15 protein-coding genes are annotated in these 14,292 nt (G+C 58.7%); 10 read left to right on the forward strand and 5 right to left on the reverse strand.

Annotation, left to right across the window (positions count from 1 at the left end; translation table 11 throughout):
- Positions 1 to 44 precede the first annotated feature (44 nt).
- From IWW33_RS21525 to IWW33_RS21545, 5 genes are all read left to right on the forward strand, one after another.
- Positions 45 to 1,628 (forward strand): aldehyde dehydrogenase (NADP(+)), encoded by a 1,584-nt coding sequence (locus IWW33_RS21525; RefSeq protein ID WP_174142622.1) that lies wholly within the window; start codon positions 45 to 47, stop codon positions 1,626 to 1,628.
- Between the two features lie 84 nt (positions 1,629 to 1,712).
- Positions 1,713 to 3,086, forward strand: coding sequence for an MFS transporter (locus IWW33_RS21530; protein WP_174142623.1), 1,374 nt, complete (start codon positions 1,713 to 1,715; stop codon positions 3,084 to 3,086).
- A complete protein-coding gene (locus IWW33_RS21535; protein ID WP_174142624.1) occupies positions 3,083 to 4,021 on the forward strand; it encodes a 2-hydroxyacid dehydrogenase in 939 nt (312 codons plus the stop codon). Before IWW33_RS21530 ends, IWW33_RS21535 begins: the two co-directional genes overlap by 4 nt.
- Before the next feature lie 80 nt (positions 4,022 to 4,101).
- On the forward strand, positions 4,102 to 4,551 hold the full coding sequence (locus IWW33_RS21540) for a GNAT family N-acetyltransferase (RefSeq protein ID WP_174142625.1): 450 nt from the start codon (positions 4,102 to 4,104) through the stop codon (positions 4,549 to 4,551).
- A 393-nt stretch (positions 4,552 to 4,944) separates the two neighbouring features.
- Positions 4,945 to 5,424: a carboxymuconolactone decarboxylase family protein gene (locus tag IWW33_RS21545; RefSeq protein WP_012314955.1), complete on the forward strand. Its 480-nt coding sequence runs from the start codon at positions 4,945 to 4,947 to the stop codon at positions 5,422 to 5,424.
- On the opposite strand, the gene IWW33_RS21550 is transcribed toward IWW33_RS21545, so the two are convergent.
- Positions 5,417 to 6,853, reverse strand: coding sequence for a PLP-dependent aminotransferase family protein (locus IWW33_RS21550; protein ID WP_174142648.1), 1,437 nt, complete (start codon positions 6,851 to 6,853; stop codon positions 5,417 to 5,419). The two genes, IWW33_RS21545 and IWW33_RS21550, sit on opposite strands and share 8 nt — an antisense overlap.
- A 90-nt stretch (positions 6,854 to 6,943) precedes the next feature.
- On the opposite strand from IWW33_RS21550, the gene IWW33_RS21555 reads away from it, so the two are divergent.
- The 3 genes from IWW33_RS21555 (at position 6,944) to IWW33_RS21565 (ending at position 8,684) form a co-directional block, all read left to right on the forward strand.
- Positions 6,944 to 7,426 (forward strand): GNAT family N-acetyltransferase, encoded by a 483-nt coding sequence (locus tag IWW33_RS21555; protein WP_012314953.1) that lies wholly within the window; start codon positions 6,944 to 6,946, stop codon positions 7,424 to 7,426.
- Between the two features lie 30 nt (positions 7,427 to 7,456).
- Positions 7,457 to 8,074, forward strand: coding sequence for an NAD(P)H-dependent oxidoreductase (locus IWW33_RS21560; protein ID WP_231386179.1), 618 nt, complete (start codon positions 7,457 to 7,459; stop codon positions 8,072 to 8,074).
- Between the two features lie 160 nt (positions 8,075 to 8,234).
- The gene (locus IWW33_RS21565) at positions 8,235 to 8,684 is read left to right on the forward strand and encodes a carboxymuconolactone decarboxylase family protein (RefSeq protein ID WP_012314951.1); all 450 of its coding nucleotides are present in this window, start codon (positions 8,235 to 8,237) and stop codon (positions 8,682 to 8,684) included.
- 126 nt (positions 8,685 to 8,810) lie between these two features.
- On the opposite strand, the gene IWW33_RS21570 is transcribed toward IWW33_RS21565, so the two are convergent.
- The 4 genes from IWW33_RS21570 to IWW33_RS21585 all read right to left on the reverse strand — a co-directional run bounded on the left by IWW33_RS21570 (position 8,811) and on the right by IWW33_RS21585 (position 11,976).
- Positions 8,811 to 10,058: an IS110 family transposase gene (locus IWW33_RS21570; protein WP_196914454.1), complete on the reverse strand. Its 1,248-nt coding sequence runs from the start codon at positions 10,056 to 10,058 to the stop codon at positions 8,811 to 8,813.
- Between the two features lie 357 nt (positions 10,059 to 10,415).
- Positions 10,416 to 10,931 carry a GrpB family protein gene (locus IWW33_RS21575; protein ID WP_012314950.1) on the reverse strand — a complete coding sequence of 172 codons (516 nt, stop codon included), beginning with the start codon at positions 10,929 to 10,931 and terminating at the stop codon, positions 10,416 to 10,418.
- Between the two features lie 394 nt (positions 10,932 to 11,325).
- The gene (locus IWW33_RS21580; protein ID WP_012314949.1) at positions 11,326 to 11,589 is read right to left on the reverse strand and encodes a DUF3077 domain-containing protein; all 264 of its coding nucleotides are present in this window, start codon (positions 11,587 to 11,589) and stop codon (positions 11,326 to 11,328) included.
- Positions 11,590 to 11,733: 144 nt separating this feature from the next.
- Positions 11,734 to 11,976 (reverse strand): hypothetical protein, encoded by a 243-nt coding sequence (locus IWW33_RS21585; RefSeq protein WP_012314948.1) that lies wholly within the window; start codon positions 11,974 to 11,976, stop codon positions 11,734 to 11,736.
- A 908-nt stretch (positions 11,977 to 12,884) separates the two neighbouring features.
- Here IWW33_RS21585 and IWW33_RS21590 point away from each other — a divergent pair.
- Both IWW33_RS21590 and IWW33_RS21595 read left to right on the forward strand, forming a co-directional pair.
- Positions 12,885 to 13,394: an RNA polymerase sigma factor gene (locus IWW33_RS21590; RefSeq protein WP_174141846.1), complete on the forward strand. Its 510-nt coding sequence runs from the start codon at positions 12,885 to 12,887 to the stop codon at positions 13,392 to 13,394.
- A gap of 3 nt (positions 13,395 to 13,397) precedes the next feature.
- Positions 13,398 to 14,240, forward strand: a complete 843-nt coding sequence (locus IWW33_RS21595; protein ID WP_174141847.1) for a FecR domain-containing protein — start codon at positions 13,398 to 13,400, stop codon at positions 14,238 to 14,240.
- Positions 14,241 to 14,292 lie beyond the last annotated feature (52 nt).

Genomic DNA, 14,292 nt, shown 5'->3' on the forward strand with positions numbered 1-14,292 from the left:
ATAGATTAGCGACCACTGTCTTACGCAAGGCGAAGGGACCATTCATGACTTCATTTGCAGGCCAACAATTCATCGGCGGTAGCCGCCGTGCTACTGGAACCGCGACGTTGCACAGCGTGGATGCGCACACCGGGCAGGCGCTACCTGGCGAGTTTTTCCAAGCTACCGAACAAGAAGTGAACGCTGCCGCTTTAGCGGCTGCCGCTGCATATCCAATCTACCGGGCGTTGTCCGCTCTGCGTCGTTCTGAATTCCTCGACGCCATCGCCGAAGCGCTGGATGGTCTGGGCGATGATTTCATTGCTACCGTGTGCCGCGAGACAGCCTTGCCACCAGCGAGAATCATGGGCGAGCGGGCGCGGACCAGCGGGCAGTTGCGGCTGTTCGCCTCGGTGCTGCGCCGTGGTGATTTCGCCGGCGCGCGTATCGACCGCGCGCAGCCCCAGCGCACCCCGCAGCCACGCTTGGACATCCGCCAGTGCCGCATGGGCCTGGGGCCAGTGGCGGTATTCGGCGCCAGTAACTTTCCTCTTGCATTTTCCACCGCCGGTGGCGATACAGCCGCAGCGCTGGCTGCGGGCTGCCCAGTGGTGTTCAAGGCGCACAGCGGCCACATGGGTACTGCGCAATGGGTGGCCGAAGCCATCGTAGGGGCCGCCGAGCGTTGTGGCATGCCTGCCGGGGTGTTCAACATGATTTTCGGCGGCGGCGTGGGTGAGGCTTTAGTCAAGCACCCTGCAATTCAGGCTGTTGGGTTCACCGGCTCGCTCAAAGGAGGCCGTGCCCTTTGCGACCTTGCCGCGGCACGACCACAACCGATCCCCGTTTTCGCCGAAATGAGCAGTATCAACCCGGTGCTGGTATTGCCCGGAGCCCTGGCGGTTCGCGCCGAGGCCGTGGCCCGTGAACTGGCTACCTCGGTGGTGCTCGGGTGTGGGCAGTTCTGTACCAATCCCGGCTTGGTACTGGGGGTGCGTTCTCCTGAGTTCAGCGCTTTTGTCGAACACTTGCGTGCGCAGGTAGCCGACCAGGCACCGCAGACCATGCTCAACAAAGGCACCTTGGCCAGCTATGCCCGCGGCGTGGCCACCCTCAAGGCACAGCCCGGCATTCGCCACCTGGCTGGTGCCGAGCAGCAGGGGAACCAGGCTTGGCCGCAGCTGTTCGAGGCAGATGCGCGGTTGCTACTGGATGGTGAGCCGTTATTGCAAGAAGAAGTCTTCGGACCGGCCACGGTGGTGGTCGAACTGGCCGACCAAGCCCAGTTGCTTACCGCACTGCATGCACTGGGGGGGCAACTGACCGCCACGCTGATCGGCGAGCAGAGCGACCTGGCCGCTGCCGCGCCACTGGTAGCCGTGCTGGAGCAGAAGGCCGGTCGGATACTCGTCAACGGTTACCCGACCGGTGTCGAGGTCTGCGACGCCATGGTGCACGGTGGGCCGTACCCGGCCACCTCTGACAGCCGTGGCACCTCAGTCGGCACACTGTCGATCGACCGCTTCCTGCGCCCGGTGTGCTACCAGAACTTCCCTGATGCGCTGCTGCCCGAAGCCCTGCGCGACTCCAATCCACTAGGGCTGCTGCGACTGGTCGATGGTCAGCCCAGCCGCGAACCGATTCGCTGACAGGCTCCACCATCGGGCGCCTGGGTGCCCGATGCTACCCAAATAACAACAATCAGGCGTGCCCGACATGCCAAGAGGCTGGTTATGGACCATCAAGTTGTCGACCCCGTGCGCGATCGCGATCAGGCTTTTGAAGATCGCACCTATCGCAAAGTAATCGTACGAATCCTGCCGGTCCTATTGCTGTGTTACATGGCTGCCTATCTCGACCGGGTGAACATCGGATTCGCGAAACTGAGCATGCTGGAGGATCTGCAATTCAGTAATACCGTCTACGCCCTGGGCGCCAGCGTTTTCTTCTGGGGCTACTTCTTGTTTGAGGTCCCGAGCAATTTGTTGCTGCATCGATACGGTGCGCGGTTCTGGATCGCCCGCATCATGCTGAGCTGGGCCGTCATCTCAATGGCTGTCGCATTTACCCAGCCACTTGCCTCGTTCTTCCATGTCGAGTCCAGCACCATGTTCTACGTGCTGCGCTTCCTGCTCGGCATCTGTGAGGCGGGCTTCTTCCCAGGGGTGATTCTTTACCTCAACTACTGGTTCCCGACCCATCGTCAAAGCCGGGTGATGTCTGGCTTCCTGATGGCAATGCCGGTCAGCCTGACGCTAGGCGGTATCATGTCTGGCTGGCTCATGACCAGCATGGATGGCTGGCACGGTATGGCGGGCTGGCAGTGGATGCTTCTGGTCGAGGGCGTTCCGTCGGTGATCATGGCGGCAATCGTTTTTTGCTGCTTGTGCGACAACATCGACAAGGCTGCCTGGTTGACCCCGCATGAAAAGGAGCTACTCAAAGCCAACTTGAAGCAAGATGAGCACGGCAAAGTTTCACGCCTGAAAGATGTCTTCTTCAGCCCACGTGTCTGGCTGCTCGTATTCATCCTGCTGACTTTCAACACAGGTTTTTATGGCCTGGCCTTCTGGATGCCTTCGATCATCAAGAGCGCGGGTGTGACCAGCAGTCTGGAAATCGGCTTGCTGACCGCCATCCCCTATGGCGTCGCGTTGATCGCCATGTTCCTCAACGCACGCCACTCCAATCGCACTGGCGAACGTCGGCTGCATGCCGCGATCCCAGCGTTTATCGGGGGCTGCGGGTTGATCCTCAGCGCGGCTTTCGCACATGACGTTGTGCTTTCAATCGTATTTCTGACCGTGGCTGCATCAGGGGTGCTTAGCCTGATGCCAATCTTCTGGACGCTGCCGGGCACGGTGCTCTCAGGTGTCGCAGCTGCGGCAGGCATTGGCATGATCAACGCTTTCGGCAACCTGTCCGGTTTTACAGGTTCGATGATTACAGCAGTGGCGGAGAACCTCACCGGCGACATTAACAACGGCACCTATGTGCTGGGCCTGTGCCTGTTCATCAGTGGAGCATTGATCATGGCGATCCCGGCCGCGATGTTGAAGCGGCCCGATTCGCAGCCCCGCACGCAGTTGAAGCTGGAGGCTGCATGAGCATCAGCCAAGGAGCAAGCCAGCGCCAGGCGCTGCTGATGTTGGCGCCGTTGCTCGACGAACACGAAAAAAAGCTCGCCAAGCAATTTGATTTGGTACGAGCGTTTGATTCGAAGGCCCAAGAGGCTGTTCTGGCCGACCGGCCGGAACGTTTCCGCGCGGTGGTGACCAACGGAGTGATGGGGGTGCCAACCACGGCCGTTGGCGCGCTGGTCAATCTTTCATTGATCGCCGTGAACGGTGTTGGAGTTGATGGCATTGATTTGGACCAGGTGAAAGCCCGCGGCATTCGGGTTGAGACGACGATCGATATCCTGACGGATGCGGTGGCGGATCACGCAGTGGCTTTGCTTTTGAGCCTGCTGCGCCAGGTCTGCGTGGCTGACCGATTCGTCCGGGCAGGCATGTGGCGTGAGGGCGCGTTCCCTTCGCTAGGTACCACGTTGCGAGGGCAGCGCGTCGGGATAATAGGCCTCGGACGTATAGGACAAGCGATTGCCAGTCGCCTGTTGCCGTTCGGAGTCAAGTTGGCGTACCACAACCGCAATGAGGTGCATGGCTGCAATTATGCCTACCACCCCAACGCCTGCAGCCTAGCCGCCCACAGCGACATTCTTATCGTGGCTGCCGCAGGAGGAAATGCCACGTCGCGCCTGGTCAATGCGACAGTGCTGGAAGCGCTTGGAGCGAAAGGCTTCATCGTCAACGTGGCGCGGGGCAGTGTGATCGACGAAGCGGAACTGGTTGCGCGATTGCAGGACGGGCGGCTTGGAGGGGCGGCCCTGGACGTTTACATAGATGAGCCACAAGTCCCCCCCAGCTTGTTTGGCCTGGACAACGTAGTGCTTCAGCCGCACATAGGCAGCGCGACTCTGCAGACAAGGAAGGCAATGGGAGACTACGTCGTTAATGCGGTTTGTCGATGTACGCGGTGAAGGAACGGCGATACGTAAGCGCCCGGGGACGGCACATTGCGATGCGCTAAGCTGTAACTCTTCAGGATTGAGGTCTCAGCATGGAATGTCACGTTCGTCCCGCCACGAGCAGAGATGCAGCCGCGATTAGCCGTGTAGTTCTAGCTGCCCTGCGTGAGTCAAATTCACAGGACTACCCGCCTGATGTGATCGCCAAGGTGGAACAGAGCTTTTCTCCTGAAGTCATCACCACACAGCTCGCCAAGCGCACGATGTTCGTAGCCTTGCTGGACGAAAACGTTGTTGGCACTGCCGGTCTCGACGGTGACGTGGTCAGAAGTGTTTTCGTTGACCCGGCTCACCAGAAAGGCGGTATAGGTCGGCATTTGATGGATGTCATTCATGCAGCCGCTGCCCGCGCAGGAATTGGTGCTGTGCGTGTGCCATCGTCGATTACAGCTGAAAGGTTTTATACCGCGTTGGGTTATCAGAAAATCCGCGACGAGTTTCATGGGGCGGAGCGCACCATCGTCATGGAAAAGCGGCTCTAGGATTAGGCCAGACTATTTATGCGCATCACCTCGACCTGGGGCTGCAACTGCAACGCTTGCGCTCTTGGCGGGATGAAAGCTGGCAGCGTTGCCGCCGGCTGCTCTTGGTAGAGCGGTAGCCATTTACGGATGACGTTGGCATTGATGGCGAGACTGGAGTTCGCCGTACGCCTACCCGGTCGCGACTGACCGCTATCGACCCATTGCGGCCATTCGCGGAGGCCAATACACGGCCTATTGCGCCCCTTCGACCCTATCGCTCGATAGGTGATCATGGCGCACTTCGATACAGATATGGCCTAGTTCGAAGCTACTATCTTGGCCCTGTGGGGCTATTCCAAGCGTTGCTACAGTGGGCTCCATCAACCATCCACCCACTACGAGCAACTACCCATGAACAACCGCCTTGATTACTTCAAACTGTCTCCCCAAGCGTCCAACAAACTGGTGGAGCTCACCCTGCAACTGAGCAAGAAGCCGCTACTGGCCGATCTCGCCCACCTGATCATGTTGCGCGCTTCGCAGCTAAACGGCTGTTCGTTCTGCGTGGATATGCATGTGAAAGAGGCCAAGATCCATGGCGAGCGCGAGCTGCGTCTTCACCACGTGGCCGTCTGGCGTGAGTCACAGCTGTTTTCGCCAGCAGAGCGGGCGGCGCTGGAGTGGACTGAAGCCCTGACCCAACTGCCGCCTCATGGTATCTCCAACAGCCTGTATGCGAGTGCGCGTGAGCAGTTTTCCGAGCAGGAGCTGTCGGATTTGTCGTTCCTGATCGTCGCCATCAATGGCTGGAATCGCCTCAATGTGGCTTTCCAGGCGATCCCGGGCTCGTCCGATGAACTGTTCGGCCTGAACAAGGCCAACCTCAACTGAGTAACTTGCTGATCAACGCGCCAAGCTGCTCGCCTGGAGCAGTCGTGGCGCAGTTGGTAAAACTCAGGAGCAGACCTGACTGACGCTGCGATGAGGCAGCCCAGCGCGACAACGCTTGTACCGACATGCCCCTCGCCAGCACCTGCTCGGCCAGGGCGGTGTCGCTTACGTCCTCCGGCAAACGCAGTACCAGGTGCATACCGCCTGGCGAGCGTTCCACCTGCATACCCTTCGGCAAACTCCGCTCCAGTGCTTCGATGGTCAATGCCCGTCGTTCGTTGTAGAGGCGGCGCATGCGTTGGATGTGCCGAGCGAAGTGTCCCTCGGCAACGAACTCCGCCACCAAAGCCTGGGTAATTGACGGTGACCCGGCAGCAAACAAGGCCCGTCCGACGCGCTCGAACGCTGCCACCTGCGCCTGCGGCACCACCAGATAAGCCAGGCGAATACCGGGAAACAGCACCTTGCTGAAGGTGCCGGCATACAGCACGCGCCCATGGCGATCCAAGCTGGCCAGCGCTGGAAGTGGACGGCTGACGTAGCGGTACTCGCCGTCGTAATCGTCCTCGACAATCCAGCCACCGGTGCGGGCAGCCCAATCGAGTAGCAGTTGTCGGCGTGGCAGCGACAGTGCCATCGACAGCGGGCTCTGATGCCCTGGTGTCACCATGACGACCTGAGCAGCCCGAGAACCCGCGATGGCGTGTTCTACGTTCATGCCTTCGGCATCAACCGGCACCGCTTCCAGGTCCAGGCCGAACTGGCGAAGCACCTGGCGCGTAGTGGGATAGCCCGGGTCTTCCACCCAGGCGCACTCGCCTGGCTGCAACAGGGTATGTGCGACTAAAGACAGGCTATTGCGCCAACCGCTGGTGATAAACACCTGATGGGCACCGCAATCGATACCTCGGGACACCTGCAGATACGAAGCAATGGCGCTGCGCAACGCTGCCAGGCCGTGGGGTGCTGGATAGTCCAGATCTCCCAGACGCATCCCACGGAGATACCGAGCACCGAGACGCGCCCATATCTTGCGCGGAAATGCATCCAGCGCCGGTACCCCCATCTGGAACGGCAACAGCTGCGGTGGGCGCCAGAGCGAATCAGGCGCGTCTTCGATCACTTGGCTGCTGACTGGTAATACGGTGGCCGCTGACACAGGCTTCTGCAGTTCAGGATTGATTACGGTGCCTTTCTGCCCGAGCGCCAGGAGGTACCCTTCGCTGGCCATCAGCGAATAGGCCAGTTCGACGGTGCCACGTGCCACCCCCAGCTCCTTAGCCATGGCGCGCGCCGACGGCAAGCGGTCACCGGGGGACAACGTGCCAGCGGCAACGGCGGCCAGCACGCGGTCGTACAGTTGACGATACAGGGGCAAGGCGGACTGCTCTTCCAAGGGAGCAAAAGGCGGCTTGGTGGAGGTCATCATGGCCTAGTTCATATCCCATTTCTTGGCTCAATCAAGTGGGTCAATGGTAGTCCAATATAGCGCCATCACCTACTGACGAGGGCAACTCCCATGAAATTCCCTTTGCACAACTTCATACCCAGCGTGCTCGACCTGGCCGACACCGCCCTGCGTCCCTTGGACAGCACCCATGACCTGTGCAGCGCATTCCCGGTAATGCAGCAATTGCGCCCTCATCTAACGAGCGAAGCCGACTTCGTCCGCCGCATCGAGCGTATGCGCCTTGAAGGCTATCGCCTGATTGGCGCTTATGACGCAGGCGTTCTTGTAGCACTGGCTGGTTATCGCTTACAGGAAAACCTGGTCTACGGCGCATTCCTGTATGTCGATGACCTTGTAACCGCCGAGGCTCAGCGGGGTGGCCAGTGGGGGTCGCGCTTATTGCAAGCCTTGGAACGACTGGCGCGCGCCAGCGGTTGTGCACGCCTGGTGCTCGACACGGGTTTGGCCAACGCCCGCGCGCAACGTTTCTACTTCCGTGAAGGCCTGTTGACGGGTGCACTGCGCTTTCAAAAACAGTTCGATACGCCATAACCCGCATGCACACCCAAGGAGGCAAACCTCATGACATCGTCCCAACAGCCACTTGCTCCTTTGCGCATTCTTCGCCTGGTCGCCAGCCCCAATGCAGAGGCTTCGGAAAGTCTGAAACTGTCCCAGCAGATCCTATTTGCCTTGGCCAGTCAGGCCGGCAGAAGGGGTATCCAGTTGACCGATTTAGACCTCAACACCTTGGTCCCAGTTGATTCGCCTTACGCCCAGGCGTTGGCCAATCAGCGCGTAGTCATAGCAAGCGGTCAGAAGGGTACGTTGAGCCGTTCCGACGAGTTGATCGACCAACTACAGGCATGCGACGTACTGCTGATTGCCACGCCGATGCACAACTATAGCGTGCCCGCCCCACTCAAGATGTGGATCGACCACGTGGTACGCGTGGGCAAAACGTTTTTGGGCACCGCCAAAGGCAAAGTCGGAAATCTGACGGATCGTCCGGTTTACGTCGCAATCGCTAGCGGGGGCTATATCAGCGGCCCACAGGCCCGTCAACCGGACTTTCTGCGCCCCTACCTGTCCGCCGTCCTTGCCACCATCGGTCTCACTCAGGTGCATTACTTCACCGTTGAGGGTACCGCCAAGGGGGGGGGAGTCACTGAATACTGGAAGGGCAACAGGGTACGGTGATGTGCAGGCGTACTTTGTTAGGCATAGCCGTCGAGTGGATCAAGTCTAAAGTCCGCTTCAGGGCCGACATCTACTCCAAGCGTTAAGGTTTGCATCTCAACTGGGCCGTATGCCAACAAGCGGCCACGCTCTTCATCGCTCATACAAAGGAAAAGAAATCATGAATCGTCTCAATTGGTTTGAAGCTTCGCCTGGTGCAGCTAAGGCCCTCGGCGGCCTGCATCATTTCGTGACCACCGCGACAAATTTGCCAGCCTCGTTGATCCACCTCGTGTTTCTCAGAGTGTCTCAAATCAACGGCTGCGCTCATTGCATTGATCTTCACTCACGCGATCTGATCAAAGCAGGTATGTCAGTGGACAAGGTGCTGTTAGTGCCGGTATGGCATGAAGCGCAATATTTGTTCTCGGATCAGGAGCGCTCAGCACTGGCTTGGGCGGAAGAAGTCACCAGGGTAAGCGAGACACAGGTATCCGACGAAGCTTATGCAGCCGCATCGGCGATGTTTGCAGAAAAGGATCTTGTTGACCTGACAGCGGCGATTGCCGCAATGAATGCGTTCAACCGTATGGGCGTCAGCTTCCGACTCAAACCTGCGGCTAGGGCTTGATGACCTAGTGACTCGGCCTGGAGAGGTAATACTTCGAAGACGGCACCTCGCTCCTATCGCGTACCGTCTGCTTCAGGCCATTTGCTGACCTTTCCGAACGACCGCTTCACGCCCTGAGGAAGTCAGTCAACTCAAATCGAGGGTCTTGAGAAGCGGTGAGCCGCGCTTCCTCAGCGCATTCAAATAGGTGGTTTCATCGTAAGGCGTCCTGGTTTGCCAGCACCTGTACAAAATCCGAATCCACTTGAACGCAAGTGCGCGTACAGCGGCCTGGTAACTGCTTCCTTTGGCGCGCTGCTGCCGGTAATAGGCTCCAGCCCAGAAGGACTTGTTGATGGTCTGACCTGCCCACTCAACGAAGGTTTGGCGGAGAAACGTTGGACACTGCCATCGCCAGTGCACCCAGCTTTTCTTTCCACTGCGCTCTGTGACCGGGGCTATGCCGGAATACTTTTGTAGCTCGTCTGCGCCATGGAAGCGTTCACGTTGTTCTCCAAAAGCTGCAAGTAGGCGTGGTGCCAGATGCTGGCCTGCGCCTGGCAAGCTATGAAACAACGCGTAGTCAGGTAGCGCAGAAGCTACCCGCTCAATTTCCGTATCGAACCGATCAATCACCATCAGAACGGTACGCAGTTGCTCAACCAGCGCGAGGACATGCAAACGGCATGGCTCGATGATACCGGCATCATCGGTGAGCGCAGAGGCTGCACGGATCGATGCCACGCGCGTCTGGATCAATGCGGCTCGGCGTCCGTTGTGCGAGTAAAAGAACGCCTCAAGCGTGGTTTTACGTGCCCGTTTGGCTGACAGGAGTGTCGGCCAGCGAGCTAGGAAATCGCAGAACAACAGAGTGTCCCGCTGCTCAAACCATTCCAGTGCTTGCGGGTAGTACTGCTTAAGGGTGCTACTCAGTCGGTTGGTGAAGCGCGTTTTGTCGTTGACCAAATCTCGGCGCTGTTCAATCAGGCTCAGTAGCGATCTCATTGCCACGCTCTGTGGCTTGAGTGCGGTGAACTGCTCTGGGTGGCGAAGCAGCATATCGAGTGCCAACTCTGCATCGGAGGGATCGTCCTTGGCACGACTAGGTTTAAATGCCAAACGATACCTGGCAAGCGTCGACGGATTGATGGGGAAAAGCACGAGAAAATCGTACTTCAGCAAGGCTGAGACAATCGGCCCTTTAGCAAGCTCGACAGCCACTGCGATGGGCCCACCCAAGCGCTGATGCAACGCCTTAGCCCACTCATCAATACGGTCAACCTTGTGAGGGATACAGTCGAACTCACGGTGATTTCCATCGCCAGCCTGTACGCAAATATCATGCTTGGTATCCGCCCAGTCGATACCAACGTAGGCGACAAAATGCTGAGTCATGGACGCTGTCATGTGAGCCTCCGCAAGCGATAAAATAGCTGCCAGGGACATGCATGCTTGCGTTCAGCGAAGGCAATATAGTGAGCCGGTGCGACGGCGAACCCTGAGTATTCGTTATCGAGCGCAAGCGCACCTGTAGACTCGAAGCTAAAGCGGCAAACGTCATGCGTTTGGGTCGAAATATTCGTAGTCTACGGGTGCATGTTCCACCCTCGTTGACAGCTACCTGCCAACCGATACCAGTATCGTTGACGGTGGAACGGACTATCTATAATGGGTCGATAGTGGACAGTGGTGACCGGCTGCTTTCGACGCAATACAGACACTTTTTACCGGGGCCGCTTAGCGACCTATCGGTCATCCAGGAATGGATATACCGGCATGTAGTAGTGCCGCGATAATAAACGGAGACTTTTTCTCCAGATACTCAGCCATCCCACCCGTATTGCTCGACTCCAGTTGGAGCTTCAGCGCTTCATACTGCTGGCGCATTGAGGCATTGCATCTAAGCAAATCTCTGAACCCCAGCATCTGGGTGATCGCAAGATGGCCACGGGCACAAGCGTGGAGCTTGTGCGTGCGAATCCCATCCACATTACGCCGATAGAAATGATGCCCTTCCGATAGATCACTTCCTCGTACATATCCCAAACCCATCAACACCTCGTCCCGCGCCGAGGCGTTGCAATGATCGTGAACCTCGATGAGTACATCGATCTCGGGCTTCGCCGCGAGCCCTGGAACGGAGGTACTTCCAATATGCTGTATGGCAATCAGTTCATCGCCAAAGGCCGAAGCGATGAGTGGCTTGTCTGCCAGAAAGCGGGCGGGCCAAGTGGGGTTGTAGGGAGTGATCTTGCTGGTCAGTGCCATTTCCGTTCCTTGGTGGCTAGTACCTAATGCCCCGAATGGTCCCGCAAAAATTGTGCACTCGCCAGCGACTGATAACGAGACCCCGGCAGTACGGCAATTTAGCGGATCGATTTCGAATCTGATCGAGGTTGGGTAGCTGTCCTGTCCAGCGTCTACTCCTGGCCGACTGTCGCTCCATGCGACCCGCAACTATCGACCCGAAGCAGACAGCGACCCAAAGCTCTGGGGTCAGTACTGGCCTCATCGCCGGCAAGCCGGCACCCACAGAATGGACTGCCCCAGGAAATCACCAGCCTTCAGGCATGCGCTGTACCTGTGGGAGCCGCGCTTGCCGGCGATGGGCCGCGAAGCGGCCCCGGTTACAGATGTATGCCATGGTCAGGCAGTTCAGCCCTTAGTGCATCATGCCCAGCTCGGCATCATCCATCAGTGCTTTGGCCAACGCACTCAGGTAGTGCGAAGCCCAGATCAGCTGTGGTTTATCGTCCATCAAGCCTTCGATGGTCAGGTCCCGTACATAGCCCATCAGCTCTGAAGCCTGTTCGCGGGCATTCTGGCAAGGGATGCCCGCTTCGATGCGAAACAGTGGGTGGGTCTGGTTTTCACCCTGGTAGAACGTAGTCTTGCCGACAGTGACTTTGGTGTCATCTGGGGTCATTGCGTCTTCTCCCTGAAGGTTTAGGGCCTGGGCGAACGTCATGACGGGCAATCCGCCTTTAGCTCAGCACCGGTCTCACGCAGCGCGCTGTGCGTATGGGCTTGCTGGCGACAGCGCCCACCCAGGCAAAACAGGCTTAACGGCCTAGTGCAGGGTGCGCGGCTCGGGCGGCATCTGCAGTTGGATCAGGGCTGATTCGAGCAGCACGCGTAGCGACTCGAGCTCATGCATCGAAGCCATCATCAGAACCGAGGCGGGCGTTCTGGGCTGTAGCGAAACAGCCTGCTGCGCCACGCTCTGCGCGCACAGGGCGAACTCCGCAGCCTGGATGATCGTGTCTTCGAGGGAGTGGTGGTTGTGGGGTGGATCGGGGACGACCTTTAACATAATGATTTTACCGTTAGCGGGGCCGTCACCCACCTGCTGTCAAACAGTGGGGTGGCAGCTGTACGTGGGTTGACAGACCGGCGGTAAAATCACGAAAAGCTCCGGCGCACGCAAGCGTGCCCACACGCACAGCCACCATAAAAAGGAGACCGTCTGCGTGATTTACCGTCACAGCCTGTCAAAGCTGTATCGTTGATGAGCAACGACCCGCCGAGACTAGAATGCAGCCCAAGCGACCGCAACGGAAAAAGTGCGGCGAGAGTATGTTTGGGAAATGGACTACAAGGAAGAGGGAAAATCTGATTTCTTAGTGTTTCCAGAGCTCAAGATGTGGGGGTATTGATCGGTCTATGTCAACCAGCCTCGCGATGAATCGATGTTACTGATGCTGGGAAAGCGATGATCGAAACACAAGTATGTGAAGGATTCCCCAGGCTGGAGTGTCGGCCTCACGGTCCCTCTGACTCAGAGATGGTCTGCCCGCACCGTCAGGAAATGTTTCTTGAAGAGGGCGGAGTCTTGAAACACCACAGGTCATGGCTCAGCACTTTCACCGATGGCTGGAGGAGCGGCTCGGTGACGGTCGGTATTATGGATTCAAGCTCTTGGACCTTGACCAGCCGGCCTACCGCCGCCGAGGCCTAGCCTTGGCCTTGATGCAAGCTGCTGATGCCGAGTTCGCTCGCCGGTGACCTCTCTATATCGCTGGAGACCACGCATGCGGTAGTTGTGCCAACGCCGGCATGATGTGCGACCTCATTTTTCAGTGCTGATCGTAACGTCAATTTGATCCAATCGTTCTGGCCAAGCGCCTGCTGGACTGTGCGCTGAATGGCCAGCTTCAGATCATTTGCCCGATCTGGGAACTGCATGATATAAATGATATTCACTATCAATTGGATGCCGTCATGGCCTCGACTGACAACGATCTCTTGCAAGCCTTGGCCTTGCACTATGACGATCTGGTCGAGCATATCCGTCGACGCTTTTCCAACCAGCATTTCGCCCGTGACGTGGTCCATGATGTTTGCGTGCAGATCCTGGAAAAACCACCGGTCAAGGCCATCAGCGTACCCATCGCCTTTCTGCGCCGTGCCACGCTCAACCGCGCCATTGATCGGCGCCGCGCCGAAAGCACCCGCTCGTTGTACATGCAGAGCCAGATAGCCGTGGTCGAGCAGCATCGCGACGACCTCGACGGCGCGCTGGCACTGGAGTTCGAACAGCGCCTGAAGGCGTTGCTGGCGGTGATCGAGTCGTTGCCAGCGCGCCAGCGCCACGTGTTTCTTCTGCACCGCATCCACGGCATGCCTCAACATGACATCGCAAACGAGCTAGGCATTTCCGTCAACATGGTCGCCCAGCACTTCATGCGGGCCATGCGCACCCTTGCGCAGCGCTGGCAGCCGGAGACCTGACCATTGCAACGCAAAACCCCACCCACCGCCCCCATCAGTTCTGATGACCTAGAGCCTTACGCCAAGTCGCTGCGCGCCCTGGTGCCCAGTCGCGAAGCCCTGCTGGCCGAAGCCAGGGCGCAGAGCACACGCATTGCCAGTCGTCGGCGCAAGGCTGCCGGCACAGCCTTGCTGCTGGCTCTGGCCGGCTGGGCCTGGCTGGCCGACCCGGCGCTCGGCTACCGCCAGATCGAAGTCGCCAGCAGTGGACGCGAAGTGCTGCACCTGAGTGACGGCAGCCGAATCGAGCTGGACGCCGGTAGCGTGCTGCGCATCGAGTACCGCCTGCGCAGCCGGCAGTTCGAACTGCTCGACGGCGAAGGTCTGTTCAGCGTGGCACATGAACCCAAGCCATTCATCGTGCGCAGCCAAGGTGTGACAGTGCGCGACATCGGCACAGTGTTCGATGTGCGCAGCGACTTGCGCGGCGTGCGGGTGGCTGTGCTGGAGGGTGCGGTGGAAGTGGACAACGGCGAGGCCCGCAGGCAGCTCACCGCCAAGGAGCAGTTGCTCGCCAGCCCGCTGGCCCTTGGCCCGATCGAAGCGACGAGGCCCGGTGAACTGGAGGCATGGCGGCGTGACCTGTTCCACTTCGACGGCACGCCGCTGGACGTGGTTGTCGCTCAACTACGGCGCCATCGCGCCGCGCCTATTCAACTGGAAGGTGCACCCGCTGGGGCGTATCGACTAAGCGGCGAGTTCCTGACTGGCAACGTCGAACAGCTGATCGACACGCTACCCCGGCTGGCTCCGGTAACCGTGCACCGCGAAGATGGCGGTGTGGTGAAGGTAGTTGTGCGTCACTGATAATTATTTTCAGCCACACATCAAAGTTCGCCATGGCACAAACGCCAATCCC

This window comes from Pseudomonas sp. M2, assembly GCF_015751845.1.
Classification (GTDB): domain Bacteria; phylum Pseudomonadota; class Gammaproteobacteria; order Pseudomonadales; family Pseudomonadaceae; genus Aquipseudomonas; species Aquipseudomonas putida_E.

What these genes read in the sequence shown, in the direction of transcription:
- IWW33_RS21575 (WP_012314950.1), bottom strand. Translation starts at nt 10,931, where the DNA reads ATGGCACTGACCAGCAAGATCACTCCCTACAACCCCACTTGGCCCGCC.
- IWW33_RS21590 (WP_174141846.1), top strand. Translation starts at nt 12,885, where the DNA reads ATGGCCTCGACTGACAACGATCTCTTGCAAGCCTTGGCCTTGCACTAT.
- IWW33_RS21525 (WP_174142622.1), top strand. Translation starts at nt 45, where the DNA reads ATGACTTCATTTGCAGGCCAACAATTCATCGGCGGTAGCCGCCGTGCT.
- IWW33_RS21560 (WP_231386179.1), top strand. Translation starts at nt 7,457, where the DNA reads ATGACATCGTCCCAACAGCCACTTGCTCCTTTGCGCATTCTTCGCCTG.
- IWW33_RS21570 (WP_196914454.1), bottom strand. Translation starts at nt 10,058, where the DNA reads ATGACTCAGCATTTTGTCGCCTACGTTGGTATCGACTGGGCGGATACC.
- IWW33_RS21555 (WP_012314953.1), top strand. Translation starts at nt 6,944, where the DNA reads ATGAAATTCCCTTTGCACAACTTCATACCCAGCGTGCTCGACCTGGCC.
- IWW33_RS21585 (WP_012314948.1), bottom strand. Translation starts at nt 11,976, where the DNA reads ATGTTAAAGGTCGTCCCCGATCCACCCCACAACCACCACTCCCTCGAA.
- IWW33_RS21550 (WP_174142648.1), bottom strand. Translation starts at nt 6,853, where the DNA reads ATGATGACCTCCACCAAGCCGCCTTTTGCTCCCTTGGAAGAGCAGTCC.
- IWW33_RS21530 (WP_174142623.1), top strand. Translation starts at nt 1,713, where the DNA reads ATGGACCATCAAGTTGTCGACCCCGTGCGCGATCGCGATCAGGCTTTT.
- IWW33_RS21580 (WP_012314949.1), bottom strand. Translation starts at nt 11,589, where the DNA reads ATGACCCCAGATGACACCAAAGTCACTGTCGGCAAGACTACGTTCTAC.
- IWW33_RS21565 (WP_012314951.1), top strand. Translation starts at nt 8,235, where the DNA reads ATGAATCGTCTCAATTGGTTTGAAGCTTCGCCTGGTGCAGCTAAGGCC.
- IWW33_RS21540 (WP_174142625.1), top strand. Translation starts at nt 4,102, where the DNA reads ATGGAATGTCACGTTCGTCCCGCCACGAGCAGAGATGCAGCCGCGATT.
- IWW33_RS21545 (WP_012314955.1), top strand. Translation starts at nt 4,945, where the DNA reads ATGAACAACCGCCTTGATTACTTCAAACTGTCTCCCCAAGCGTCCAAC.
- IWW33_RS21535 (WP_174142624.1), top strand. Translation starts at nt 3,083, where the DNA reads ATGAGCATCAGCCAAGGAGCAAGCCAGCGCCAGGCGCTGCTGATGTTG.